The sequence below is a fragment of the Clostridium sp. AF21-20LB genome (assembly GCF_003478795.1).
Taxonomy (GTDB): Bacteria; Bacillota; Clostridia; order Lachnospirales; family Lachnospiraceae; genus Otoolea; species Otoolea fessa.
Genome location: NZ_QUGD01000002.1, coordinates 162278 through 187711, shown reverse-complemented (window position 1 = coordinate 187711; position 25434 = coordinate 162278). Strand labels below are relative to the sequence as shown.

Below are 25434 nucleotides of genomic sequence, written 5' to 3'. Positions count from 1 at the left end.
AAAATAATACTACTGAGTAACTGTGTAAGTGCGGAGCAGTTGCGATATTGATTAAAAGGATACTAGGAGGATAAAGCATTATGCCAGTAGTTAGCGAGTTAATCCGCATCGAGGATGACGGAACCATCAGTTTTGGCAATTATATGTTAGCAGCAAAGTCCAAGCTGCAGGATTTTGAATTTCAGGGCGATCTTTATAAGGTAAAAACATTCGGCGAGATTACCAAGCTGGAGCGCAACGGAATGTTCGTATATGAGTCGGTACCGGGCACGGCAGTCAATCATTTCCAGGCGGGAGATACTTCCGTACAGTTTTCGGTTGAGGGCGAGAAGGATGCTCAGATTACCATTCAGTTAGAGGATGAGCGTGAGTATGAGGTATATGTAGACGGCGTATCGGTTGGTGGCATGAAGACCAACGTCAGCGGCAAACTGGTACTGAGCGTGGAGCTGAACCCGGGCAAGGCAACCGCAATCCGGATTGAAGCCAGATAAGGAAAAGAAAAACAAAACGTTACGTACAAGTTACAATGCGTGAGATGAAAGCTGTTGCATGGCAGGAATGGCGGGCGTGTGCGCCGGAGGCCGGTTTCCGCCATGCAGCAGCTTTTTGTGTAATAAGAAATATGAGAAGAAGTGTTTGGAAAGGAATCAGCATGGCAAAGGCAAAATCAACGGGATTTTTCTGCAGGGAATGCGGTTATGAATCTTCCAAATGGATGGGGCAGTGCCCGGCGTGCAAGGCGTGGAATACGATGGTGGAAGCGCCGTCCGCACCGGCATCATCCGGTACGGCAGCAGGGCGGTATGCGGCAGCGGCTTCGCTGACGGCGGCACCGGGGAAACGGGCTGGCGCGCAGGCAAAGCCGGTCAGCTTAGATGAAATTGAGCTTTCCGATACGGATCGGACGAGAACCGGATTTGCAGAACTTGACCGGGTGCTTGGAAGCGGCGTGGTGCGTGGCTCCCTGGTACTGGTCGGCGGAGATCCGGGAATCGGAAAATCAACCCTGCTTCTGCAGGTCTGCCGGAACCTGGCAGGACAGGAACAAAAGGTTTTATACGTCTCCGGCGAGGAGTCATTAAAACAGATCAAACTGCGGGCAAGCCGGATCGGGACGGTGCGCGGACCACTTTCGTTCTTGAGTGAGACGAACCTGGATACGATCGCGGAGGTGATCCGGGAGGTACGCCCGGATGTAGTCGTGATCGACTCGATCCAGACCATGTTTATCGAGGCGGCAGGTTCCGCACCGGGCAGTGTCAGCCAGGTAAGAGAGTGCACCGGCGTCCTGATGCAGCTCGCAAAAGGACTGGGTGTGACAGTCTTTATCGTCGGTCATGTGACGAAAGAGGGCGTTGTGGCGGGACCGCGTATGCTGGAACATATGGTCGATACAGTGCTATATTTTGAGGGCGATCGCCATGCGTCCTACCGGATTCTGCGGGGAGTGAAGAACCGTTTCGGTTCGACCAATGAGATCGGCGTGTTTGAGATGCGGGAGGAAGGACTGGCGGAGGTGCCGAATCCATCCGAATTTATGCTGGAAGGGCGCCCGGCGGAGGCATCCGGTGCGGTGACTGCCTGCTCGATGGAGGGAACCCGCCCGATTCTTCTGGAAGTGCAGGCACTGGTGTCAAAGACGAATTTCGGACTGCCGCGGCGGACGGCAGCGGGCGTCGATTACAACCGTGTGAACCTGCTCATGGCAGTGTTGGAAAAACGATGCCGTTATGCCTGTCCGGGTACGATGCGTATGTCAACATTGCAGGCGGCATGAAGATGAACGAGCCGGCGCTTGACCTTGCGATCGTGATGGCGCTGATTTCCAGCTATAAAGACCGTCCGCTGGACGAGAAAACGATCGTATTTGGCGAGGTCGGACTCTCCGGAGAGGTGCGCGCCGTCTCGATGGCAGAGCAGAGAGTCCATGAGGCAGTCAAGATGGGATTTACAAGATGCATTCTTCCGATGGTCAATGTCAGTAAATTGAAACCAAGGTCGGATATCCGGCTGGAAGGGGTGGCAAATGTGCGGGAGGCGATTGGGCTGCTGTAGGTTGCTTGGATTTTGGGAAAATTTAAGAAAAATAATATTAGCGTAATGTGAGTAACAGCAAATTTGTCTCAGTGGGAGTTAGGTCTCCGACTGAGATAAACGCTCCGCGAGGATGCGCAGTGATTCTGATAGGAATATGTCAGCTTCTCTGACCAGAATCACGCGCCAAGTCTCATGGACGTTCGACTTGAATGTTTAAAAAAACAAAAAACGCCAATGACTCATCTCTGAATCACTGACGCCTTTAGAAGCAGGGGAAGAGGGATTCGAACCCCCATTAACGGTTTTGGAGACCGTTGCTCTGCCATTGAACTATTCCCCTTCGCTGCTGACTCAGTTATGATATCATAGCCATAACGAAAAGTCAACAATTTTTTTATAATTTTTCATTTTTTTTGATTTAATATATTTTTTTCCATTTATTAAGTATCATTCATCATTTTATATGGAAACTAGAGATCAGGATAATTTAGTAAAAGAGAATTTGTGTGCTCATGCTGGGTGGAAAATCACAATGAATATTTAGTTCAACTGCCCAAAAACAATCCGCTAAACCATTTGATGTATATAAATAATGACAATATATCATGAAATGAATACGACGATAGTTCTAGACGTCGGAATATTTTACCAAGAAACACGCTGCTTTTTTGGTAAAAATCATGTATTAAAAATATGCGGTATAAAAGAAATCAAATTGACATTCGACAAAAATCATGCTATAAACACTGAATAAATCTTTATGGTTTTAAATGTGCCTAAAAAACGGAGGGAAAAATTCTGTTGGTACATTCAGGAAAAAGGAGTTGTTTATTATGAAACAGAGAAAAATTATGCTGAAAACGATAGAAGATGCAAAGAAATTTGTCAATGCTTCTATGAAATGCGATTTTGATATTGATGTTTTTTATAACCGTGTTGTCATTGACGCCAAGTCGATTCTGGGAGTTATGAGTTTGGATCTGACACAGATTCTGACCGTTGAGTACACGGGCGAGGATGCAGAGTATGAGGCGTTCCTTGACACGATGGAAGCGAACAATGTGACAGCGGCATAAAAGGGCTGGAAGGCTGGTTCAAGCGGAACATAGATATTTTAGAAGGATATGTATGACCCGAATCGGTATGATGAAAGAAAAGTTGATAGTACGAAAATAAAGAAAGACTGCGGGTGCCGGAGAGAAGATGGTGTCTGCAGTCTTTTTGATAGACATATATATGTACTCTCGGAGTCTTTCTGCACGTGCTTTTGTGGCTGATTTTCCGCCAGCCGCACCCGAATTTCATCAACGTACGCACCGCGTACGCCTCAGAAATTTGGGCACAACTGACAAAAAATCATTTCACAAAATCAAGCACAGAAAGATTCCGAGAGTACATGTATGGGGAAGGGAGGAACCACACATGGAGCTGACCGGCAGGCAGATACGGATCTCCGTCCGCAATCTGGTTGAGTTCGTTCTGCGTTCAGGGGATATTGATAACCGGCGCACGGCGGGTGCACAGAAAGAGGCGATGTTAGCTGGAGGACGGATGCACCGGAAGATACAGCGGCGGATGGGCTCAGGGTATCAGGCGGAGGTGTCGTTGCGCCATTCGGTGGAGGAGGACGGATTCCAGATCGTGGTCGAGGGGCGTGCGGATGGAATCATCCGGGATGGAAAAGATGTCACGATCGATGAGATCAAGTGTGTTTACCAGGATGTAAACTGTCTGGAAGAAGCGGTTGGCGTGCATATGGCGCAGGCGCGCTGTTATGGCTATATCTATGGATTACAGGAAGCGCTGGACGAAGTGACACTGCAGCTCACCTACTGTAATCTGGAGACGGAGGAGATCCGCCGCTTTCAGGAGATCCAGACGATGGACGAACTTTCCGAATGGTTTGCTGGTCTGATCCATGAATATGTCAAATGGGCGCGTTACCTCTATCACAACGGGCTGCGACGTGATGAATCAATCAAGGCGCTCGAATTTCCCTATCCGTACCGGGCGGGACAGCGGGAGCTGGCGGTGGCGGTTTACCGGACGCTGGAGCGCGGGCGCAGGCTGTTTGTCCAGGCCCCGACCGGGATTGGAAAGACACTTTCGACGGTATTTCCGGCGCTTAAAGCGATCGGGGAAGGGCATGGGCAGAAACTCTTTTACCTGACGGCGAAGACGATCACGCGGACGGTGGCGGAAGAGGCGCTGGCGATTTTGCGGGAACGCGGGCTGTATTTTCGTTCGGTCACGATCACGGCAAAGGAAAAGTTGTGTATTTTGGAAAAACCGGTGTGTAATCCGGAAATGTGCCCGCGTGCGAAAGGGCATTTTGACCGTGTCAACGATGCGGTGTATGAAATTTTGCATCAGGAATTTGGAATTACGCGTTCGGTAATTTTAGAGTATGCGGAAAAATTTCAGGTCTGCCCGTTTGAGTTCTGCCTCGATATTTCTTCGTTTGTGGACGGGATCATCTGTGATTATAATTATGTCTTTGACCCGGATGTGCGCTGAAACGTTATTTTGCGGATGGGGCGGAGGGGGACTATTTCTTCCTGATGGATGAAGCCCACAATCTGGTATCGCGCGCGCGGGAAATGTATAGTGCTTCTATTATAAAGGAAGAAGTGCTTTTGACGAAAAAGGTACTGGGACATCGTGCGCCGGCGCTGGGGCGGCAGCTTACAAGGTTAAATAAGGCGCTTCTGGAGATGAAGCGGGAGTGCGGCGGCTACCAGCTGCTCAAGGATGCCGGACATCTGGTTTCAGTGTTAAACAGTGTTTTTGGAGAAATGGAAAAGTATCTGGAAAAGCCGGGCGGAGAAGATGGACGGGACACGATTCTGGATTTTTATTTTTCGGTGCGACATTTTTTAAATATGTATGAGCGGGTCGATGAGCATTACAGGATTTATACGGAACTTCTGCCGTCCGGCGAATTTGTCATCCGGCTTTATTGTGTCAATCCGATTGAAAATCTGGCGCAGTGCCTGTCGCAAGGGAAAGCGGCGGTCTTTTTCTCGGCAACGCTTCTGCCGCTCCGGTATTACCGGATGCTTCTGTCGGATCAGGAGGAGGACTATACGGTCTATGTGCCGTCCCCGTTTCCGCAGGAGCGGCGTCTTCTGCTGGCGGCGACGGATGTGACGAGCCGGTATACGCGGCGCAATGAGACGGAATACCGGCGGGTGCTGCACTACATCCAGACGATGGCAAGTGTGAAAAAGGGCAATTATATTGTGTTTTTTCCATCGTATCAGTATATGAACCGGGTACGTGAGGTGTGTGAAGGGGAATATGCGTATCAGAATGTTGAATTGGATGATAATGAAAAAATGAAAAATCATTCCGGGAAAAACGGAAAAAGCATGGAAATCCTGGTCCAGGATTCTCACATGACCGAGGAGGAACGGGAAGCATTTTTACAGAAATTTTCTCCCGAACGAACAGCTGAACGTGATACCTCCCTGGTGGCGTTCTGCGTGATGGGCGGTCTGTTTTCGGAGGGAATCGATTTGACAGGCGACCGGCTGATCGGCGTGATCGTGGTCGGAACCGGGCTCCCGATGGTATGCACGGAGCAGAAAATTTTGCAGGGATATTTTGAAGAAGAGGGAAAAGATGGATTTGCATATGCCTACCAGTATCCGGGCATGAATAAGGTACTCCAGGCGGCAGGGCGGGTCATCCGGACCGCGTCCGATCAGGGCGTCATCCTTTTACTGGATGACCGGTTCTGGCGTCGGGAGTACCGGGAATTATTTCCAAGGGAATGGTGCGATGTCAAACGAGTCAGTCTTTCGTCTCTGGAGCAGGAGCTCCAAGCGTTTTGGAGCCGTTTTCCAGAAGTTCAATAAATTCACGCGATGCCTGTGAGATCGGCATTGTCTCATTGTGGACGACGACGAGCTGGCGCGGCGGCAGGGCTTCAGTCAGGGTCAGGGCATAAAGTTCTTTTTCGCCAGCCGGGAGACAGAAATCCGGGACAAATGCGATGCCGAGACCGATGCGCGCCAGATCGATGAGCAGATCGTTGCTGCTTAATTCAATCTCCGGTACGAGGTCGAGCTGGTGCTTCTGGAACATGTTGTGCAGAAATTCGCTGGTGGTACTCTTGCGATCCAGCATGAGGATTGGGAGTGCCTGCAGCTCGCGCAGTGTAACCGGGCGGTCTTTCATCGGAAAATAGGTCTCATTGGCGACGAATATATCGTTGAATTCGCGCAGCACATGGATATTCTGCGTTCCACCGAGCCCGGAGTTTGGATAGTTCGTCAGAATAAAATCGACCTGACCGTTGTCCAGAAGCCGCGCACATTCGATGGAGGTACGGTTGGTAACCTTGATGTGGATATTCGGGTAGCGCTTGTGAAATTCGCTTAAAAATGGCACCAGATAATAGCGGCAGATCGTATCGCTTGCGCCAATGCGGAGCTGACCGCCGTTTAAGCTGTTAGAGTCGAGCAGCTGGTTTTCGCCCTGACGGATCAGGTTCATCGCCGGTTCCACGTGCTTGAGTAGGATCTCGCCTTCCGGGGTAAGCTGTACTTTTTTTGTGCTGCGGATGAAAAGAGTCTGGTTCAGTTTCTTCTCCAGTACCTTGATCGACTGGCTGACCGCCGACTGGGAGATGAAAAGCTGCTTAGATGCCTCGGAGAAACTTAACGTCGAGGCTACGTGGTAAAATACTTTATATAATTCATAGTTGATATCCATTTATTAGTCCTCCTTATAGAACTGTATTCAGTGTAACATGATTGGAGGGCGGAGTCAATAATGATTGTATCTGTGTCTTGTTTGTGATAAAATGACGGAATCATCTTAGAAGTATGTATTTTTTAGGAGGGAATACCACATGGAAGCTAATACATTTTATGATATTTACTTAGAGGAACTGAAAAATCTCCCGCGGGGCACGCCGGAGGAGGAAACGGCGCTTCTGAAAAAACTGACGGAGGGGGACAAGACAGCGGCTTCCCGTCTGACGGAGTTAAAACTGGCGAAGGCTGTTCAGATCGCGGAGGAGTACCACGATCGGGGACTTCCGGCGGGTGATCTGGTGCAGGAGGCAAATATGGCGCTGTTTCTGTTCGCAAGCGAGTACGAAAACGGTGATTTCGACGCGCAGATGGAGAAAAAGGTGCGCGCGGCGATCGAGGATGCGTTGCAGATTCAGAACCGCGAGACGAAGATCGAGGAGGAGATGGCGGCGCGTGTTAATGTCCTCAAGGATATTTCTGCGAGCATGGCGCGGGAGCTGGGACGTGAGGCGACCCTTGCGGAATTGGCGGAGCGCATGAAGATGAGCGAGGATGAGATACGTGACATCATGAAGCTGACGATGGACGCGATGAAGGTCAGCGGTCAGGCGGCAGAGATGGCTCAGAAAGAGATAGATGAACAGGAGTAATAGAAAATGCTGTTTTATTTGGTACGCCACGGTCAGACCGACTGGAACCGGGCGGGAAAGATACAGGGAACGACGGATATTCCGCTGAACGAAACAGGACGGCAGCAGGCGGAGCAGCTTGCCACTGTCCTGAAAGAAAGGAGCGGCTATCCGGCGGAAACGCGGATCGATGCGGTCTATGCCAGCCCGCTTGCGCGTGCATTCCAGACGGCGGAGATCCTGGCAAAGGAAGGAAAATTACCTCTCCGCCGCCTGACGGGGCTGCGGGAGCGCGATTTTGGATGCTGGGAAGGCAAAAGCTGGCAGCAGGTGGAGGCAGAGTACCCGGATGAATTTCATCTGTGGAGGGAACAGCCGATGGTCGGCATCCCGTCCGGCGGAGAATCAAGAAAATCCTGCGAGGCGCGGAGTGAACGGGCGATCCGACAGATTTTGGAGGAAACAGCCGGGGATGCGGTGATCGTGGCGCACGGTGGGATCCTCGTCTTTTTGATGAATTATCTGCTCCGTTTCCATCGGGAGCCGCAGGAGATCATTGTGGCGAATGCCAGTCTGTCGGTTGTTTCGTATGACCGTTCGACGGGGATGGGAAAGCTGCTTGCACTGAATGAGACAGGGACGTTGGAACAGAAAAAATCGTTTTAAAGAATGATTTCAAAATAAAAAAAGCAGGAATGAAATAAGGCAAGAGATAATTGTTCAATAAGATATGTTAATAAAAAATATTAAATATATTAATTTTACTAATCTATAAAAATTGTGTATGATAAAGGCAGATGCTAGAAGAAGGCATTTGCCTTTTATGCTAAAAAATGAATGTATTTTACAGAACATGAAACATTAAAATACGAAAAAACAGGAGGAAAACATGAGCGTAAGACGTATTTTCGTTGAGAAAAAACCGGAATTTGCCGTATTGGCTCACGATCTGAAAGAGGAGATCGCAAGCTATCTGGGGATCGACACGATCACCGATGTCCGCGTACTGATCCGCTATGATATTGAGGATGTATCGGAGGATGCATATCAGAAAGCGCTGATCACTATCTTCTCTGAGCCGCCGGTTGATTTTGTCTATGAGGAGGCATTCCCGTCCAAGGAAGGCGATACGATCTTTTCCGTTGAGTTCCTGCCGGGACAGTTCGATCAGAGAGCCGATTCCGCAGAACAGTGTGTGAAACTTCTGAATGAAGAGGAAAATCCGGTGATCCGTTCCGCAACAACTTATGTTATTTCCGGAACACTGACCGCGGAGCAGATCGAGGGCATCAAGTCCCTGTGCATTAACCCGGTGGATTCCCGTGAGAATAACAACGCAAAGCCGGAAACGCTGGTAACGGTATTTGAGCAGCCGGGGGATGTCAAGATTTTCGACGGTTTCTGCGGTTATGGCGAGGCAGAGTTAAAAGAACTCTACGATTCCCTGAACCTTGCGATGACGTTCAAGGATTTCGAGCATATCCACAACTACTTTAAGAACGAAGAGAAGAGAGATCCGTCTGTGACCGAGATCCGCGTGCTGGATACATATTGGTCCGATCACTGCCGTCATACGACCTTCCAGACTGAGTTAAAGGACGTTACCTTTACAAAGGGCGATTACAATGAGCCGATGGAGCTTCCTACAAACAGTACCTGGCAGATCGCGAGGTTCTCTACAAGGATCGCGATGACAAGTTTGTCTGCCTGATGGATCTGGCTGTTCTCGCTATGAAGAAGCTTCGCCGTGAGGGCAAGCTGGAGGATCTGGAGGAGTCTGAGGAGATTAATGCGTGCAGTATCGTAGTTCCGGTTACCATCGACGGCAAGGAAGAAGAGTGGCTGGTAAACTTTAAGAATGAGACCCACAACCATCCGACCGAGATTGAGCCGTTTGGCGGCGCTGCCACCTGCTTAGGCGGTGCTATCCGTGACCCGCTTTCCGGACGTACCTATGTATATCAGGCTATGCGTGTGACCGGTGCGGCTGATCCGACCCGTCCGATGTCGGAGACACTGCACGGCAAACTTCCGCAGAAGCGCATCGTAAAGGATGCAGCACATGGCTACAGCTCCTACGGTAACCAGATCGGTCTTGCTACCGGCTATGTAAAAGAGATTTATCATCCAAATTATGTGGCAAAACGTATGGAGATCGGTGCTGTTATGGCAGCAGCTCCGCGCAAAAACGTCATTCGTGAGACTTCCGATCCGGGCGATGTAATCATCCTGATGGGTGGACGTACCGGCCGTGATGGTATCGGCGGCGCAACCGGTTCTTCCAAGGTACATACCGAGGAGTCCATCGAGGTCTGCGGCGCAGAGGTTCAGAAGGGCAATGCACCGACCGAGCGTAAATTACAGAGACTGTTCCGCCGCCCAGAGGTCAGCCGTCTGATCAAGAAGTGTAACGACTTTGGTGCCGGCGGCGTGTCGGTAGCGATCGGTGAGTTAGCTGACGGACTTCAGATTGACCTTGACAAGGTTCCGAAGAAATATGCAGGTCTGGACGGAACGGAGATTGCGATTTCCGAGTCACAGGAGCGTATGGCTCTGGTGGTAGACCCGAAAGATGTTGATAAGATGCTTGCTTATGCAGCAGAAGAGAACCTGGAGGCAGTTCCGGTTGCCGTTGTTACCGAGTCCCCGCGCCTGGTTTTGAACTGGAGAGGCAAGACGATCGTAGATTTAAGCCGTGCATTCCTGGATACCAACGGTGCTCATCAGGAGACAACCGTTACCGTTGAGGTTCCGACCAGGGAAGGCAATGTATTTGATAAACAGGAAGTAAAGGATGTCAAAGAAAAATGGCTGTCCATGCTTTCTTCCTTAAATGTATGCTCCCAGAAGGGTCTGGTTGAGATGTTCGACAGCACCGTGGGCGCAAGCAGTGTATTCCTGCCATACGGCGGTGTCCACCAGATGACCGAGACACAGGCGATGGTGGCAAAACTGCCGATGAGCAAGGGCAAATGCGATACCGTTACCATGATGAGCTACGGCTATGATCCGTACCTGTCCAGCTGGAGCCCGTACCACGGCGCTACTTACGCAGTGCTGGATTCTGTTGCTAAGATCGTGGCAAACGGCGGTGATTTCCACAAGATCCGCTTTACCTTCCAGGAGTACTTCAAACGTATGACGGAAGATCCGAAGAGATGGGGCACACCGTTCTCCGCTCTGCTCGGTGCTTACAGTGCACAGCTCGGATTTGGACTTCCGTCCATCGGCGGCAAGGACAGTATGTCCGGCAGCTTCTATGATGAAGAGCACGGCGAAATCGATGTACCGCCGACACTGGTTTCCTTTGCAGTTGATATTTCTGATACCAAACACGTGGTATCTCCGGAATTTAAGAAAGCGGGCAGCAAGATTGTTCTCTTTACCATCGAGAAAGATGCACATGACCTGCCGGTTTACAGCCAGATCATGGATGGTTACGAGAAAATCTACCGCGATATGGAGTCTGGAAAGATTATTTCCGCATATGCGGTTGAGGGTGCTGGTGTAGCAGAGGCTGTCAGCAAGATGGCATTTGGTAACCGCCTGGGCGTAAAGATTGAGCACAATGTAGATCCGAGAGACTTCTTCGCCGCTGGCTGGGGCAATATTGTCTGCGAGGTTCCGGACGGCAAGGTAGGCGAGCTGTCCATTCCGTACACCGTGATCGGTGAGGTAACCGACAAGGGAACCTTCGAGTATGGCAGTACCGTGATCTCTATGGAAGAGGCTCTGAAAGCATGGACCGGAACCCTGGAGAAGGTGTTCCCGACCGCTTCCGGCGCACCGATGAAGGCAGCAGAAGAGACACTTTACAATACCGATAAGGTATATGTATGCAAGCATAAAGTGGCAAAACCAACCGTATTTATTCCGGCAATGCCGGGTACCAACTGCGAGCTGGACAGCGCGAAAGCGTTTGAGGCAGCCGGAGCGGAGACGATTGTGCGTGTATTCCGCAACCAGAATGCATCCGATATCCGTTCTTCCATCGAGCAGTACAAAGAGGATATCAAGAAATCCCAGATCATTATGTTCCCGGGTGGATTCTCCGCAGGTGATGAGCCGGATGGTTCGGCTAAATTCTTCGCTACGGTATTCCGCAACGAGGCGATGATGGAGGAGATCGACAAACTGCTTCATGACCGGGATGGCTTGGTACTGGGTATCTGCAATGGCTTCCAGACATTAATCAAACTGGGACTTTTAACCGGAGGCAAGATTGAGCCTCAGAAAGCAGATTCCCCGACTCTGACAACCAACAACATTGGACGCCATATTTCCCGCATGGCATACTTAAAGGTTGTATCTAACCTGTCCCCGTGGCTCAGAAAAGCAGAGCTGGGAGGCGTATACTGCAACCCGATGTCCCATGGTGAAGGACGTTTCGTAGCCAACGAGGAGTGGCTTGCAAAACTTCGCGCAAATGGTCAGATCGCGATCCAGTACAGCGATCCGAACGGAAACTTATCCGTCAGCGAGGAGTGGAACCCGAACGGTTCCTACCAGTGCATCGAGGGTATTACAAGCCCGGATGGACGTATTCTTGGTAAGATGGGTCACAACGAGCGCTGCTGGAGCGATACAGGCATGAATATCTATGGAAATCAGGATATGCAGCTGTTTGCTTCAGGTGTGGAGTATTTCAAATAAAATGAACACCTGCTTTTAAGTAAGGTAGAAATAGACCGGACCGCAGAAATCTGCCCCGGTCTATTTTTTGTGTGATAGAAAATTCCTTGGAATTCCCCATCACACAATAAGTACATTCTTTTTTATGTCACAGGAAATATCAATTATGATATAAATTCTACCATTGACGAAAATGTCAGAAAACCTTAAACAAAAAGTTATTCTCAGGTAATAAAAGTGTGCTATCCTGTCAATAACAGAAAACAGACATTTACTTCAAAAAACAAGGGAAAAATTTTGAAAATACCGACAGTTTATTTTGACGCAGGCGGATATGTTTGTTATAATGGAAACAAGATTTTGTACGCGAGAGTACATTAAAAAAGGAGGATGGGATATGAGACATAACCTGAAGGCAGCGGCGGTTTCCGCTCTTGCTATCATGGCGGCACTGGCTATGAGTATTCCGGCATACGCGGCTGACAAAAAGATCTCGGAAGTTAAGTTCCGTGTCAATGCGAAACCGGAAGCGGGCGACAGCATCGGGGATCCGGATGTACAAGTTACGAAGGGTAATGTTGAGATTACCGAGCAGGAGTTTGACAATGACGACAGCGAGTGGGAGAGAGGTGATAAGCCGGTCATCTACCTGACGATCGAGGCAAAGGACGGTTATCAGTTATCCGGCACAAAGCTTTCTGCAACCAAGTCGGCTTACAAAGTTACGAAGCGATCTGGCGATAAGAGCGAGTGGAAAGTTAAGATTACGATGTCAGCTGTTGACGGCGATTTGGATACGGTCGAAGATCTTAGCTGGAGCAATCGTACCGCAACCTGGGACAGCGTATCGGATGCAAGCAAATATGAAGTTAAACTGTACCGCAACAGTTCTACCGTAACGACTGTTACAACCACAGGCACAAGCTACAATTTCTACCCATACATGACGAAATCCGGCGATTATACCTTTAAGGTACGCGCGGTTGACGGAAGCGATAAGGGTGAGTGGAGTGATGAGTCCGATGAATATTATATGAATTCTTCAGATGTGTATACAGGTACACCTCCGACCGATAATTCTTCTGGTGGTTCCACTCCGGCAAATGCGAATGGTCAGTGGGTAAACAGCATTTACGGCTGGTCTTACTACATCAATGGTGTACCGGTTAAGAACAACTGGGTATACGTTGATAATGAGTGGTATCATCTGAATGCAAACGGCTTCATGGATACAGACTGGATCTATACTGATAATAACTGGTTCTATTTAAACCCGGTATCCGATGGTACGAGAGGCAAGATGCTGACCGGCTGGCAGCAGATTGGACCGTACAAGTATTATCTGAATCCGGTATCCGACGGTACCCGTGGTGCAAGAAAGACAGGCTATCAATTCATCGATGGCGCATGGTATCTGTTTGACCTGAATAGCGGAGCACTCTGGACGAACATGGTAGCTCCGAACGGTATGGTAGCGGATGCAAATGGTGTTCTTCACTAAGGAGATATCTGACTGCAGACCGGAAGAGGATCTGAAATGCGGAAACATACATAAATGAAACAAAAATCAGACAGCGGCAGACAGCGGACGAGCGAAAGCAAGTGGCTGATGCCGCTGTTTTTTGTTTTTCTTGCACAGAAGGGGAGAAAAAGGATATAATAGAGAATCATATTGAGAAGCCGGAGAATTGATGAGGCGGGAATAAGAAACAGAGAGGAGAATCGATAAATTACGATGAAACCAACTGTATTATTGTATAATTTTACTGATTCCAAAAGAAAAATGAAGGTGCAGCAGGCGCTTATGCCGCTGGGATTCCGTTTAAGGGCAGTGAAAAAGGAGGAGTACGGGCTGCCGGTGGGCGTGCTGGCTGGCGTGAAAGGACTGGATGAGGATGTCCTCAGGGAAGCCGGACAGGCAATAGAGGCTGGGGAGGAAACGCAAAAAGAAGAGTCCGCTCAGAAACAGGCAGACGGGAGGCTGCAGCGAGAAGTGCCGGAGAACGATTCTTCCAGGAAAATGGATTTCTCAGATGAGATGGCGATCATGGCAGGCTTTTCTTCCGCCAGATCGATGCATTTATCCATGCACTCCGAAAAAAGGGAGTCGGACGGATTGATTATAAAGCAGTCCTGACACCGTATAATATGAAGTGGGATTCGGTACAATTATACGAAGAGATCAAAAAAGAGCATGAGATGATGACGGGGAAGGGTAAAGACGAAGCATTGTGATGCCATGGGATTGGTGAAAGGTCATTTTACTGCTTGATGTGGAGGTGGAAAGATGCTGGAAAAAGTAGATTTGAATAAATCAGTGGATAAGGAAAACTACAAGAAGCTTCGGGAAGAGATGGATGTGAAGCTGGGAGAATTGCAGCGCGCCTGTAAGGCGGAAAAGATCCCGGTTGTCATCGTATTTGACGGCTTCGGGGCAGGCGGTAAGGGAACGCAGATCAACCGCCTGATCCAGCCGCTGGATCCGCGCGGCTTTGATGTTTATGCGAGCCGGGAGACGGGGGAAGAGGAACGGATGCGTCCATTTCTCTGGCGGTATTGGACGAAGACACCAGAAGATGGCCGAATGATGATCTTTGACAAGAGTTGGTACGATAAGGTTACCGTTGACCGGTTTGACAAAGAGACGAAGCGGCAGGAGCTAAACGGGGCGTTCCGGGATATCCTTTCATTTGAAAAGCAGCTGGCAGATTCCGGCATGATTCTGATCAAATTGTTTCTGTATATTTCCAGGGACGAGCAGAAAAAGCGCTTTAAACGGCTGGAAGAAAGCAAAGAGACTGCGTGGCGTGTGACGGAGGCGGACTGGAAGCGCAACAAGGATTACGATACATTTCTGGAGATGAATGAGGAAATGCTGCAGCGGACGGATACCGGGTACGCGCCGTGGACGATCGTGGAAGCGACTGATAAAAATTATGCGGCGGTCAAGATTTTATCCACCGTCACAGACCGGCTGGAGTATGAGCTGAACCGTCGCCGAATGGAACGCGAGGAAGGGGCGGTGCATCCGCCGGTCAAACTTCCAGATGAGCGGTTTAAAAATGGCGTGCTTTCCGGCGTGGATCTGACGAAAACGCTGACACGCGAGGAATATAAGGAACGTCTGGATAAGCTGCAGAAAAAGCTGGAGGTGCTGCACGGCGAGCTGTACCGGCTGCGGATTCCGGTGGTGATCGGCTTTGAAGCTGGGATGCGGCGGGAAAAGGCGGTGCGATCCGGCGCCTGACAAGCCACCTGGATCCACGCGGCTACAAGGTCAATCCGACGGCGGCACCGAATGATGTGGAGAAGGTACACCATTATCTGTGGCGTTTCTGGCGGGAGATGCCGAAAGCGGGGCATATTGCGATTTTCGACCGCACCTGGTACGGGCGCGTGATGGTGGAGCGGATCGAGGGTTTCTGCAGTGAGGTGGACTGGAAACGGGCATATCAGGAAATCAACGAGATGGAAGAGCACATGGCGAATTTTGGCGCGGTGATCGTGAAATTCTGGATTCATATTGATAAAGATGAGCAGGAACGCCGCTTTAAGGAGCGCATGGAGGCTCCGGCAAAACAGTGGAAAATCACGGACGAAGACTGGCGCAACCGTGAAAAATGGGACGCATACGAGCAGGCAGTCAATGAGATGCTGGTGCGAACCTCTACCACCTATGCCCCGTGGACGATCGTGGAAGGAAATTCCAAATATTTCGCGCGCGTCAAGGTGCTGGAAACGGTTGTGGAGGCGATGGAGGAGAAGATCCGTGAGGTAAAAAAGCTGCGTAAGTGATAGAAAGAAGCGGACGGCCGATTTGGGAATCATGTGTGGAAATATGAAGAAGCGCGGTTGCAATTCTTCGTAAGATACAGTAAAATCAATATTTAAAGAAAAAGACGGCAATTTTGAAAAACACAAACATTTGTGTAACTTTGCGTTAAGTGTAGCGATAGAAAGGAAGCGGACAAAATGGAGCAGACAGCAAAAGAGCGCACACTAGCATTTATGGCAGAGCATGCGGGGGATCCAACCCCGATGGAATTATTTCATATGCACGTAAAACACGTGGGAATCAATACAAAATCGGAAGACGAGGCCTGGGAGGTTGCTGAGACACTGGCGCGCCTGATGGGGCTGATGCCGCGCGAGACGGAGAAAGCGGTGTTCAGCGGTGACCTGACGGAAAATATGAAGGTGGAGAGCCACGGAACCTACGGCCATATTGGCTTTGGTGTAAATGATTGCGAGGCGGCGATCCGATACTTTGTGAACCGCGGTATGACGCTTCGGGAAGAGACGAAGCGCTTTGATGAGCAGGGTCGCTGTATTTTCGCCTATTTTAAAGAAGAAGTCGGCGGATTTGCGATCCACCTGGTACAGAATTGATAGCACCAGGCGATATAAAAACGAAAAGGATAGCAATATGAAAAAAATAATCGTGATCGGCGGCGGGGCAGCCGGCATGGCGGCTGCGATTGCGGCGGCGGAAAATGGCTGCGCGGCAACGATCTATGAAAAGAATGAGAAACTGGGAAAAAAGATCTATATTACAGGAAAAGGGCGCTGCAATGTGACGAATGACTGTGATATGGAAGGTCTGTTTGACAGTGTTGTGACAAACAGCCGCTTTTTATACAGTGCATTTTACGGTTTTAGTAACCAGGATATGAAGGATTTTCTGGAGGCGAACGGCTGTCATGTTAAGGTGGAGCGCGGCAACCGTGTCTTTCCGGTGTCTGATCGGGCATCGGATGTGACATCGGCGTTTGCAAGACGGCTGCGGGAACTGCGCGTGAAAGTAGAATTGAATCAGGGAGTCCGGGAACTGTGGCTGGAGAATGGTGTATTAAAAGGTGTGATTCTGGCGCAGGGCGGTAATGAGCGTGGGAAAAAAGACTCCTACATAGCTGCGGATGCAGTGATCGTGGCGACGGGCGGTTTGTCCTACCCGACGACCGGCTCAACCGGCGATGGTTACCGGTTTGCGGAGGCAGCAGGGCACAAGGTGACGGAACTTTCGCCGGCGCTTGTTCCGTTTGAGACGAAGGAAGATGTGAAGGAGCTGCAGGGACTCTCCCTGCGGAACGTGGAAGCTGCTGTTTTAAATGGAAAGAAAGAGGTTTACCGTGAATTTGGTGAGATGCTGTTTACCCATTACGGCGTTTCGGGTCCGGTACTCTTGAGTGCCAGCAGTTATGCGGCGAAAAAACTGAAAAAGGGTCCGCTGACTCTGATGATCGATCTGAAACCGGCGCTTTCCATGGAACAGCTCGATGCGCGGATTCTGCGCGATTTTGAGGCGGAGAAGAATAAACAGTTTAAAAATGCGCTGAACCATCTGTACCCATCAAAACTGATACCGGTCATAATTCGCCGCAGCGGCATTGAGCCGGACAAGCAGGTCAACGCCGTGACGAAGGAAGAGCGGAGACGGCTGGCGGAGGTGACAAAGCATTTTACACTGACGCTGACCGGGCTGCGAGGTTTCAATGAGGCGATCATTACCCAGGGCGGTGTGACGGTAAAAGAAGTGAATCCATCCACGATGGAGTCGAAGAAGCTTCCAGGGCTTTATTTTGCCGGGGAAGTGCTGGATCTCGATGCAGTCACGGGCGGTTACAACTTACAAATTGCGTGGTCGACCGGTGTGCTGGCAGGACGGAGCGCAGCGGAAAATCATGAATTATAACGATATGAAAAAGGGGAAACGAAATGCCGATTAATATAGCGATTGATGGACCAGCCGGGGCTGGGAAGAGCACAGTGGCAAAGAAGCTGGCGGAAGATTATGGATATATTTATGTAGATACGGGGGCGATGTACCGGGCGATGGCATTGTATTTTCTGCGCCAGGGCATCGACAGCCATGATGAGGCGGCGATCGGACGCGCCTGTGAGACGGTTTCCATTTCACTGGAATATGAAAATGGGATCCAGCAGGTTTATTTAAATGGGGAGAATGTCAGCAGCGAGCTTCGGACGGAGGCGGTTGGAAATATGGCTTCGAATACCTCTGTCTATGCGCCGGTTCGCAAAAAACTGGTGGAGCTGCAGCGTGAATTAGCCGGACGCCGGGATGTCGTGATGGATGGCCGGGATATCGGAACGGCGGTTCTGCCGGATGCGACCCTGAAAGTATATCTGACCGCGAGCAGCCGTGTGAGAGCTGGACGCCGTTATAAAGAGCTGACCGAACGCGGGGAAAGCTGTTCCCTGGAGGCGATCGAGCAGGATATCATCGAGCGCGATTACCGCGATATGCACCGGGAATTGTCGCCTCTCAAGCAGGCGGAGGACGCCATTTTACTGGATACTTCTATGTTGAATTTTGAAGAGGTAATGCGGGAGATGGAGAAGCTGGTTGAGGCGGCGAAGAAAAAGCAGGCGTAAGACTTTAATTTAGAAAATGTGTAACTGTTCAGTAGGTCTGCGCATTTACTGCGCTGACCGTACGAAAACATGGGCCAGCAGGCAAAAATCCCATTGCCGTAGGCAATTTTTGATGGATTTTTGCGCGTGACTGTGAAGGTACTGAACAGTTACGAAAATGCCAGGAAAAAGGAGAAGCCGAAAAGGGGCGGCAGCAAACATGAGACGATTGAAACAAACATGGATCGCCGCAGCACTTGGGATGAGTGTATGGATGACCGCCTGTGCGGGCGCGGCATCGGAGACAGCCACACAGGAAGGGGCTGTCGATGAGGAGAGCCAGGGGGCGATCCGCGAGGCTGTGACTGAAAATGATCAGGCGCAGGAACAGCCCGAACGGGATAAAACGCAGGAAACTGAGCGGACGGAACCGCTCACGGTTGAACCAGTCCGGGAAACCCTCAATATGACGCATTTTGACAACTGTACCTTTGCAGCTGGGTTCAAACCGCAGCAGATCCATCAGGATGAAAGCAATGTTATCATCACATTGACGGTCTATGACTATGAGCATTTTCATAAGGCAGATATCGATGAACTGCAGGCGGGAGATACGCTGCTCATCGATGGGAAAGAATGTCTCATTACTTCGATTGACCGACAGGAGTCTGGGCGGATCGAGATCAATGGCGGTTCGGCACAGGGGGGCGAAGAGCTGAGAATGGTAGAGGAGGATTCCTTTTATGGCTCGGAGATGGCAGTCGGGAGAAGTTACCATAGCTGGGAGAGGTTACGCTGCAGATGGATGAGAACTTTGTCCTGACAGATGATTCTGACCCGGATACACCGCCGCAGGTGTATACCGCGGAAGAATTATTCGCGATCCGTGATCGGCTGATCGGGGAGTTTAAGCCATACAACACGGCTGTGACGGTGAAGAATGAGAAAATTATTTCGATTTACCGGAAATTTATGCCATAAAAAATATAAAATCATTAAGAGGAGGAGAGCACCTTTTATCCGGATGAGAGGTGCTTTTTTGTGTAACAGGAAATTCCTTGGAACTCCCTATTACACAAAAAGGCACTAACGTGCCAATGATGCGCACTCGCGCGAAGCAGAAACATGTCGCAAGCGACCGCGCTCGGCGCGAGAATGTGCCAAGGCACATTCTTTTTCAATATAATTTCCGGGATAAATTGACTTTTAAACATACCCCATCTATAATGAAACAAGCTGATATGGGCAGTGGGTGCCGCTGTTTGTGCCAGATCAGTCAGATTGCTCGGATTGGCAGGCATGGACAGGGGGTAAAAGGGAAACAGGTGCAAAACCTGTGCGATCTCGTCACTGTGAACCGGAGAGTGGCGCCGCAGATGCCATTGCGAAAGTGAGAAGGCGCGGCGTGCATGATGACCCGAAAGCCAGGAAACCTGCCGGCTGTCGTGAACATATCGGTTAAAACTATTTTTGTGCGAGTCACACAAGGAGGAAAACATGAGAAAAAACAAAAAAGTAGTTGTAAGTGCAGCGGCAGTTACGATGTCCGTATTGCTTGGAGCCTGCGGCGGCAGTACATCCAGCCAGGCAACCTCGACGGAGGTGGCTTCTGAGGCAGAGACCGAGGCAGCTGAGAGCGCCGATTCCGATCAGGAAGCAGCAGATAAGGTGGCAAAGCTGATCGATGACATCTATGTACAGGAGCGCACCGATGACACGGATGAGCAGTGCAAGGCAGCCAAAGAGGCATGGGATGCCCTGACTGACGAGCAGAAGGAGCTGGTAGAAGGCGAGAACGCAGATCCAGATTATTTTGGTCGTGATACCGGCGACGCGAGCCTGGACGATCCGCGCAATCAGGATGAGATTGGCGACAAGGAGATCCTGGTAGTCAGCTTTGGTACTTCCTTCAACGACAGCCGTGTGAAAGATATCAAGAGTATCGAGGATTCCATCCAGGAGGCATTCCCGGATTGGGCAGTCCGCCGTGCATTTACCGCACAGATCATTATCAACCACGTTGAGGCTCGTGACGGCGAGTGCATCGACAATATGGATCAGGCACTGGAGCGAGCCGTGGAGAACGGAGTTAAAGAGCTGGTTGTCCAGCCGACCCACCTCATGCACGGTGCTGAGTACGACGAGATGGTTGAGGCGATCGAGAAGTATCAGGATAAATTCGAGCAGGTAGCTGTCGCAGAGCCGCTGTTAGGTGAGGTTGGCGACGATGCAACCGTTATCAATGCAGATAAAGAGGCAGTTGCAAAAGCAGTTGTAGCAGAAGAAGCTTCGGAAGCTGGTTTTAAAGATGCAGCTGACGCAGCCGATCAGGGAACCGCATTCGTTCTGATGGGTCATGGTACCGCACACGTTGCAAAGGTAACCTACAGCCAGATGCAGACCCAGATGCAGAATCTTGGATATAGCAACGTATTTATCGGTACCGTAGAGGGCGAGCCGGAAGAGACTTCCTGTGAGTCTGTTATCGAGGCAGTGAAGGCAGCTGGTTATAAGAACGTCGTTCTTCGTCCGCTGATGGTAGTTGCAGGTGATCACGCAAACAACGATATGGCAGGCGATGATGATGATTCCTGGAAGAGCCAGTTTGAGGCATCAGGTGCATTTGACAAGGTAGATACTCAGATTTCCGGTCTGGGCAGAATTAAAGCGGTAGAATCATTCTATGTTGCTCATACACGGACAGCCATTGATTCTATTGCGAAATAATGTATATGAAAAAGAAATTGAATTTAGCGGCGCTTCTGCTTGCTGCCGCTTTTCTCGGAGCGTGCGGAGGACAGAAACAGGACGCAGCTGACACCGTGGCGCAGACAGAGAGCGCAGAAACCGAGAATGCCGATCAAAAGAGCAGCATTGACCTTGCAGACGGCGTCTACACCGTCGATTTTAAGACGGACAGCAGTATGTTCAAGGTCAATGAATCGAAAAATGGAAAAGGTGTCCTGACGGTCAAGGATGGCGAGGCGACACTTCATATCAGCCTGACCTCGAAAAACATCGTGAACCTGTATCTGGGTACTGCGGACGAGGCAAAGGAAGATGAAGCCGGTTGGCTGCAGCCAACCGTAGACACGATTACTTACAGCGACGGTCTGAGCGAGGAGGTCAACGGCTTCGATGTGCCGGTTCCGGCGCTCGGAGAAGAATTTGACCTGGCTCTGATTGGAAAGAAGGGCACCTGGTACGACCACAAAGTAAGGGTAGAAAACCCGGTTTCCGGAGAGGCAGAGGACGCGGAAGCGGCATCATCCGAGACGGAGAATAGCGATGATGCGGCAGATGCCCAGAAACCGGCAGGTCAGACTGCAGATGTGGCAGACGGCACTTATACCTGTGAGGTAACCCTGCAGGGAGGTTCCGGCAGAGCATCGGTGGACAGCCCGGCGACTATTATCGTCAAGGATGGAAAGGTGACTGCCGATATTGTCTGGAGCAGCACGAACTATGAGTATATGCTGGTGGATGACGTGCAGTATGATCCGATCCAGACCGAGGGCAATTCCGAGTTCCAGATTCCGGTAACGCTGGATGAGGATGTAGCGGTCAGTGCCTTGACGGTGGCGATGAGCCAGCCGCATCTGATTGATTATACGCTGCATTTTGACAGCGTGACGTTATCAGAAGTTACGAAATAAAAGTAGATAGAAATACCTGTCCAGGAAGAACCTCCCGGTCCTTTTGTACATATTTTGATTACAGAAGGATCCGGGAGGTTTATGTCTATGCGTATCTGTGAACTCAAACAGCGGGAAGTTATAAATGTAAAAGATTGCAAGCGCCTTGGTTTTGTGGGCGACGTCGATTTTGACATCAGCACGGGAAAAATGCTTGCGATCATCGTGCCGGGACCGGGCTGTGTCTGGGGCTTTCTGGGGCGGGAAAAAGAGTACATAATTCCATTCTGCGACATCTGCCAGATAGGGGATGACATTATTCTGGTGAGGCTGAAAGAAGAGAGAGAAAAGAAGGAATAGCGGAAAACTTCTGCTTGCAGAAGCGCACTTCCTGCGATATTATAATAAGTATGATATGTTATGAAAACTTGGCGGGGGCATATCAATAAAACCAGAAAAGGGGAAGAGCGATTGAAGTGTCCATTTTGCAACGCGGCTGACACGAAAGTAATCGATTCACGGCCTGCGGATGACAACAGTTCTATCAGACGCCGGAGACAGTGCGAGACTTGTGGAAAGCGTTTTACCACATATGAAAAACTTGAGACAATCCCTCTGATGGTTGTCAAAAAGGATAATACCCGGGAGATGTACGACCGGGCGAAGATAGAGGCAGGAATCCTGCATTCCTGCCACAAGCGCCCAGTCTCTCCGGGACAGATTTCGGCGTTGATCGACGATGTGGAAAACAATTTATTTAACCGGGAAGAACGGGAGATCTCGACCGCGGTGATCGGGGAACTTGTGATGGAGCGGTTAAAGGATCTGGATGTGGTTACCTATGTGCGGTTTGCATCGGTATACCGGGAGTTTAAAGACGTCGATACATTTATGGAGGAACTGCAGAAGATACAGCAGCGGAATGTGCCGTCGTATGAGCCTGGAAAGAACGGGGAAGAGACCAGATGATGGGAAATGCGTTTTATCCGGATGAATGGCTGGATTCTGCGTATGATATCCCGTATGAGCAGTTTTACCAGAAGGGAATGCGGGGTATCATATTTGATATTGACAATACGCTGGTGCCGCACGGTGCCCCGGCGGACGAGCGGGCAGTACAGCTGTTTGAACGTTTGCGGGCGATCGGGTTCCACACCTGTCTGCTCTCGAATAATAAGGAGGCGCGGGTCGCCCCGTTTGCCGGACAGGTAGGTTCGGATTATATTTACAAGGGCAGAAAACCGAAGCGCAGCGGATACAGGCAGGCGATGCGCCGGATGGGAACGGGCGAGCGCTCGACGATGTTTGTCGGGGATCAGCTCTTTACGGATGTGTACGGGGCGAGGCGGACAGGCATCTATTCGATTCTTGTAAAGCCGATCAATCCGAAGGAAGAGATCCAGATCGTGTTAAAGCGGTATCTGGAGAAAATTGTCCTGTGGTTCTATGTGAGAAGACAGGAAAAAAATAGCGGAAGTTTGTAGTTGGGTGTTTTTGAACGGTTTGAAAGAGCTTGCCAAGTGGCAGAACTGGATGCTGACAGGAGTGCCGGAAACGGTGGAAAATCAGTTGTTTTCAGAAAAAATATCGGCAATTTTAGAAAAATAAGGGGCGGAATTGACATGATGTGCCCTGTGTTTTCAAAAAAGTAGTTGAAAAAGAGGATTTTATAGTATAAAATAAAAAAGATAAAGCGAGTATTTTCAAGGAGGAGCATCATTTATGATATCAGCGGGCGATTTTAGAAACGGCATCACACTGGAGATTGATGGCAACGTATACCAGATCATGGAATTTCAGCACGTAAAACCGGGAAAGGGAGCTGCGTTCGTTCGTACTAAAATTAAGAACGTAATGAATGGCGGCGTTGTAGAGAAAACCTTCCGTCCGACCGAGAAGTTCCCGTCTGCCAGAATCGACAGAGTTGATATGCAGTATCTGTATTCCGATGGCGACTTATACAACTTCATGGATGTAAACACATATGAGCAGGTAGCTTTAAACCAGGAGACAATCGGCGACGCACTCAAGTTCGTAAAAGAGAACGAGATGTGCAAGATCTGTTCTTACAACGGCAAGGTATTCTCCGTAGAACCGCCGCTGTTCGTAGAGCTTGAGATCACAGATACAGAGCCGGGCTTCAAGGGCGATACTGCTACAGGCGCTACCAAACCGGCAGTTGTAGAGACTGGCGCTACTGTATATGTACCGTTATTCGTAAACCAGGGCGATAAGATCAAGATCGATACACGTACTGGTGAATATCTGTCCAGAGTCTAAGTTATAACATATACGTCAGAAAGGTCTTCACGATACCGTTTGTACCCTTGTGGGGAGGCAGTCGTGTCACTGACAGGTTTCTGACTGGAAACAGAGATTACTGTTTGTGGCAGGCATTTTCCTTTGCTGGTTATGCAGCGCATGAACAGTAGCAAGCAGAGAAACTGTTGTAAGATCCGGAGGAAACGTCGAGATTTTACAACAGTTTTTTTGCTTAACATATCGGGGAGGCGTCTATGACGCGTCCGTTGGTTCATCTCAGAGAGCAGGTTCGGAGTGAGCGGTGCTCATGGGGAGTGATAAATATGGAGAACGGAAGAGAAGACCGTCTGCGTCTGGGGGAAGAGGATGAGCCGGGGCGCAGATCTGGTGGCAGAAAGAGGCGTACATCCGGCAGGCAGACGGCAATCCGCCGGGAGCGGACGAGGCAGCAGAAGAAGCACCGTGTGATGATGCGGCTGTTTTTGTGTCTGCTTATTTTCCTCCTGGGTGCGGGAACAGGCTGGACGCTGCGCGGGAAAATGATCCGCAAGCTGATCGATCCGTCCACGATCGAGATGCCAAACTGGGTTGATGAGCAGCTTCTCACGGTCAACCGATATTCCAGACCGGGGACGAATATCCCGGTCATCAACGGGATCGTGATTCACTATGTGGCAAATCCTGGGACGACGGCACAGCAGAACCATGATTATTTTGAGGGGTTGAAAGATCAGAGCGGCAGTAACACTGTTTCCGTCAGCAGCAATTTCGTGATCGGTCTGGACGGCGAGATCATTGAGTGCGTTCCGGTCGGGGAGAAGGCATATGCCTCCAATGAGAGGAATGCGGACACCGTTTCGATTGAGTGCTGCCATCCGGCGGTAGACGGAAAGTTCACAGACGAGACGTATGACTCGCTGGTAAAACTGACTGCATGGCTGTGCAAGCAGCTCGATTTAAGTCCGAAAGACGTGATCCGTCATTATGATGTGACTGGAAAGGCGTGCCCGAAGTATTTCGTGGATCATGAGGATGCCTGGAAGCAGTTCCGCAAGGATGTGAAAAAGGCAATGCGGAAAGATATATAATATACGATATAAA

General features: G+C 50.1%; 25 protein-coding genes, 1 tRNA gene, 2 pseudogenes and 1 riboswitch. Of the genes and pseudogenes, 26 read left to right on the top strand and 2 right to left on the bottom strand.

Features of this window, described 5'->3' with window-relative positions:
- Positions 1-80 precede the first annotated feature (80 nt).
- Both DWX76_RS02275 and radA read left to right on the top strand, forming a co-directional pair.
- Positions 81-494 (top strand): hypothetical protein, encoded by a 414-nt coding sequence (locus DWX76_RS02275; protein ID WP_022359635.1) that lies wholly within the window; start codon positions 81-83, stop codon positions 492-494.
- 161 nt (positions 495-655) lie between these two features.
- Positions 656-2058, top strand: a pseudogene (gene radA / locus DWX76_RS02270) (DNA repair protein RadA).
- 251 nt (positions 2059-2309) lie between these two features.
- Here the strand turns inward: radA and DWX76_RS02265 are convergent.
- Positions 2310-2380 (bottom strand) — tRNA-Trp (locus DWX76_RS02265).
- A gap of 493 nt (positions 2381-2873) precedes the next feature.
- On the opposite strand from DWX76_RS02265, the gene DWX76_RS02260 reads away from it, so the two are divergent.
- The 3 genes from DWX76_RS02260 (at position 2874) to DWX76_RS14805 (ending at position 5900) form a co-directional block, all read left to right on the top strand.
- The gene (locus DWX76_RS02260; protein ID WP_118570038.1) at positions 2874-3116 is read left to right on the top strand and encodes an HPr family phosphocarrier protein; all 243 of its coding nucleotides are present in this window, start codon (positions 2874-2876) and stop codon (positions 3114-3116) included.
- Between the two features lie 346 nt (positions 3117-3462).
- On the top strand, positions 3463-4557 hold the full coding sequence (locus DWX76_RS14810; RefSeq protein ID WP_412693957.1) for a DEAD/DEAH box helicase: 1095 nt from the start codon (positions 3463-3465) through the stop codon (positions 4555-4557).
- 44 nt (positions 4558-4601) lie between these two features.
- Positions 4602-5900 carry an ATP-dependent DNA helicase gene (locus DWX76_RS14805; protein WP_412693956.1) on the top strand — a complete coding sequence of 433 codons (1299 nt, stop codon included), beginning with the start codon at positions 4602-4604 and terminating at the stop codon, positions 5898-5900.
- Here the strand turns inward: DWX76_RS14805 and DWX76_RS02250 are convergent.
- The gene (locus DWX76_RS02250) at positions 5836-6759 is read right to left on the bottom strand and encodes a LysR family transcriptional regulator (protein WP_118570037.1); all 924 of its coding nucleotides are present in this window, start codon (positions 6757-6759) and stop codon (positions 5836-5838) included. The two genes, DWX76_RS14805 and DWX76_RS02250, sit on opposite strands and share 65 nt — an antisense overlap.
- Before the next feature lie 139 nt (positions 6760-6898).
- On the opposite strand from DWX76_RS02250, the gene DWX76_RS02245 reads away from it, so the two are divergent.
- The 21 genes and pseudogenes from DWX76_RS02245 (at position 6899) to DWX76_RS02160 (ending at position 25421) form a co-directional block, all read left to right on the top strand.
- Positions 6899-7453 carry a sigma-70 domain-containing protein gene (locus DWX76_RS02245; RefSeq protein WP_118570036.1) on the top strand — a complete coding sequence of 185 codons (555 nt, stop codon included), beginning with the start codon at positions 6899-6901 and terminating at the stop codon, positions 7451-7453.
- A gap of 6 nt (positions 7454-7459) precedes the next feature.
- Positions 7460-8098 (top strand): histidine phosphatase family protein, encoded by a 639-nt coding sequence (locus DWX76_RS02240; RefSeq protein WP_118523398.1) that lies wholly within the window; start codon positions 7460-7462, stop codon positions 8096-8098.
- A 223-nt stretch (positions 8099-8321) separates the two neighbouring features.
- Positions 8322-12085, top strand: a pseudogene (locus DWX76_RS02235) (phosphoribosylformylglycinamidine synthase).
- Between the two features lie 376 nt (positions 12086-12461).
- Positions 12462-13565: an N-acetylmuramoyl-L-alanine amidase family protein gene (locus DWX76_RS02230; protein WP_118522059.1), complete on the top strand. Its 1104-nt coding sequence runs from the start codon at positions 12462-12464 to the stop codon at positions 13563-13565.
- A 234-nt stretch (positions 13566-13799) separates the two neighbouring features.
- Positions 13800-14201: a hypothetical protein gene (locus DWX76_RS14210; RefSeq protein ID WP_243022429.1), complete on the top strand. Its 402-nt coding sequence runs from the start codon at positions 13800-13802 to the stop codon at positions 14199-14201.
- On the top strand, positions 14135-14299 hold the full coding sequence (locus tag DWX76_RS14205) for a DUF3783 domain-containing protein (protein WP_412693915.1): 165 nt from the start codon (positions 14135-14137) through the stop codon (positions 14297-14299). Before DWX76_RS14210 ends, DWX76_RS14205 begins: the two co-directional genes overlap by 67 nt.
- Positions 14300-14351: 52 nt before the next feature.
- A complete protein-coding gene (locus DWX76_RS14800; RefSeq protein WP_412693955.1) occupies positions 14352-15311 on the top strand; it encodes a hypothetical protein in 960 nt (319 codons plus the stop codon).
- Complete coding sequence (locus DWX76_RS14795) at positions 15299-15859, top strand: hypothetical protein (RefSeq protein WP_412693963.1); 561 nt, start codon at positions 15299-15301, stop codon at positions 15857-15859. The genes DWX76_RS14800 and DWX76_RS14795 overlap by 13 nt, the downstream gene beginning before the upstream one ends.
- A gap of 177 nt (positions 15860-16036) precedes the next feature.
- A complete protein-coding gene (locus tag DWX76_RS02215; protein ID WP_243022428.1) occupies positions 16037-16453 on the top strand; it encodes a VOC family protein in 417 nt (138 codons plus the stop codon).
- Between the two features lie 37 nt (positions 16454-16490).
- Positions 16491-17756, top strand: coding sequence for an NAD(P)/FAD-dependent oxidoreductase (locus DWX76_RS02210; RefSeq protein ID WP_118490744.1), 1266 nt, complete (start codon positions 16491-16493; stop codon positions 17754-17756).
- Positions 17757-17779: 23 nt separating this feature from the next.
- A complete protein-coding gene (gene cmk, locus DWX76_RS02205) occupies positions 17780-18457 on the top strand; it encodes a (d)CMP kinase (RefSeq protein ID WP_118570035.1) in 678 nt (225 codons plus the stop codon).
- Positions 18458-18656: 199 nt separating this feature from the next.
- Positions 18657-19259: a hypothetical protein gene (locus tag DWX76_RS02200; protein WP_147353826.1), complete on the top strand. Its 603-nt coding sequence runs from the start codon at positions 18657-18659 to the stop codon at positions 19257-19259.
- Entirely contained in the window at positions 19238-19417 is a 180-nt protein-coding gene (locus tag DWX76_RS02195; RefSeq protein ID WP_118482129.1) for a hypothetical protein, read from the top strand. Before DWX76_RS02200 ends, DWX76_RS02195 begins: the two co-directional genes overlap by 22 nt.
- 297 nt (positions 19418-19714) lie before the next feature.
- Positions 19715-19892: riboswitch (cobalamin riboswitch) on the top strand.
- A gap of 41 nt (positions 19893-19933) precedes the next feature.
- Entirely contained in the window at positions 19934-21163 is a 1230-nt protein-coding gene (locus tag DWX76_RS02190) for a sirohydrochlorin cobaltochelatase (protein WP_118570033.1), read from the top strand.
- 5 nt (positions 21164-21168) lie between these two features.
- On the top strand, positions 21169-22092 hold the full coding sequence (locus DWX76_RS02185) for a hypothetical protein (RefSeq protein WP_118522664.1): 924 nt from the start codon (positions 21169-21171) through the stop codon (positions 22090-22092).
- 87 nt (positions 22093-22179) lie between these two features.
- The gene (locus DWX76_RS02180; RefSeq protein WP_106999996.1) at positions 22180-22431 is read left to right on the top strand and encodes a YlmC/YmxH family sporulation protein; all 252 of its coding nucleotides are present in this window, start codon (positions 22180-22182) and stop codon (positions 22429-22431) included.
- Between the two features lie 111 nt (positions 22432-22542).
- On the top strand, positions 22543-23040 hold the full coding sequence (gene nrdR, locus DWX76_RS02175; protein ID WP_118522661.1) for a transcriptional regulator NrdR: 498 nt from the start codon (positions 22543-22545) through the stop codon (positions 23038-23040).
- The gene (locus DWX76_RS02170; protein WP_107000417.1) at positions 23040-23555 is read left to right on the top strand and encodes a YqeG family HAD IIIA-type phosphatase; all 516 of its coding nucleotides are present in this window, start codon (positions 23040-23042) and stop codon (positions 23553-23555) included. The genes nrdR and DWX76_RS02170 overlap by 1 nt, the downstream gene beginning before the upstream one ends.
- A 36-nt stretch (positions 23556-23591) precedes the next feature.
- Positions 23592-23723, top strand: a complete 132-nt coding sequence (locus DWX76_RS14790) for a hypothetical protein (RefSeq protein ID WP_270228417.1) — start codon at positions 23592-23594, stop codon at positions 23721-23723.
- A 70-nt stretch (positions 23724-23793) separates the two neighbouring features.
- Positions 23794-24351, top strand: a complete 558-nt coding sequence (efp, locus tag DWX76_RS02165) for an elongation factor P (protein WP_022358740.1) — start codon at positions 23794-23796, stop codon at positions 24349-24351.
- A gap of 305 nt (positions 24352-24656) precedes the next feature.
- The gene (locus tag DWX76_RS02160) at positions 24657-25421 is read left to right on the top strand and encodes an N-acetylmuramoyl-L-alanine amidase family protein (protein WP_233430155.1); all 765 of its coding nucleotides are present in this window, start codon (positions 24657-24659) and stop codon (positions 25419-25421) included.
- Positions 25422-25434: the final 13 nt, after the last annotated feature.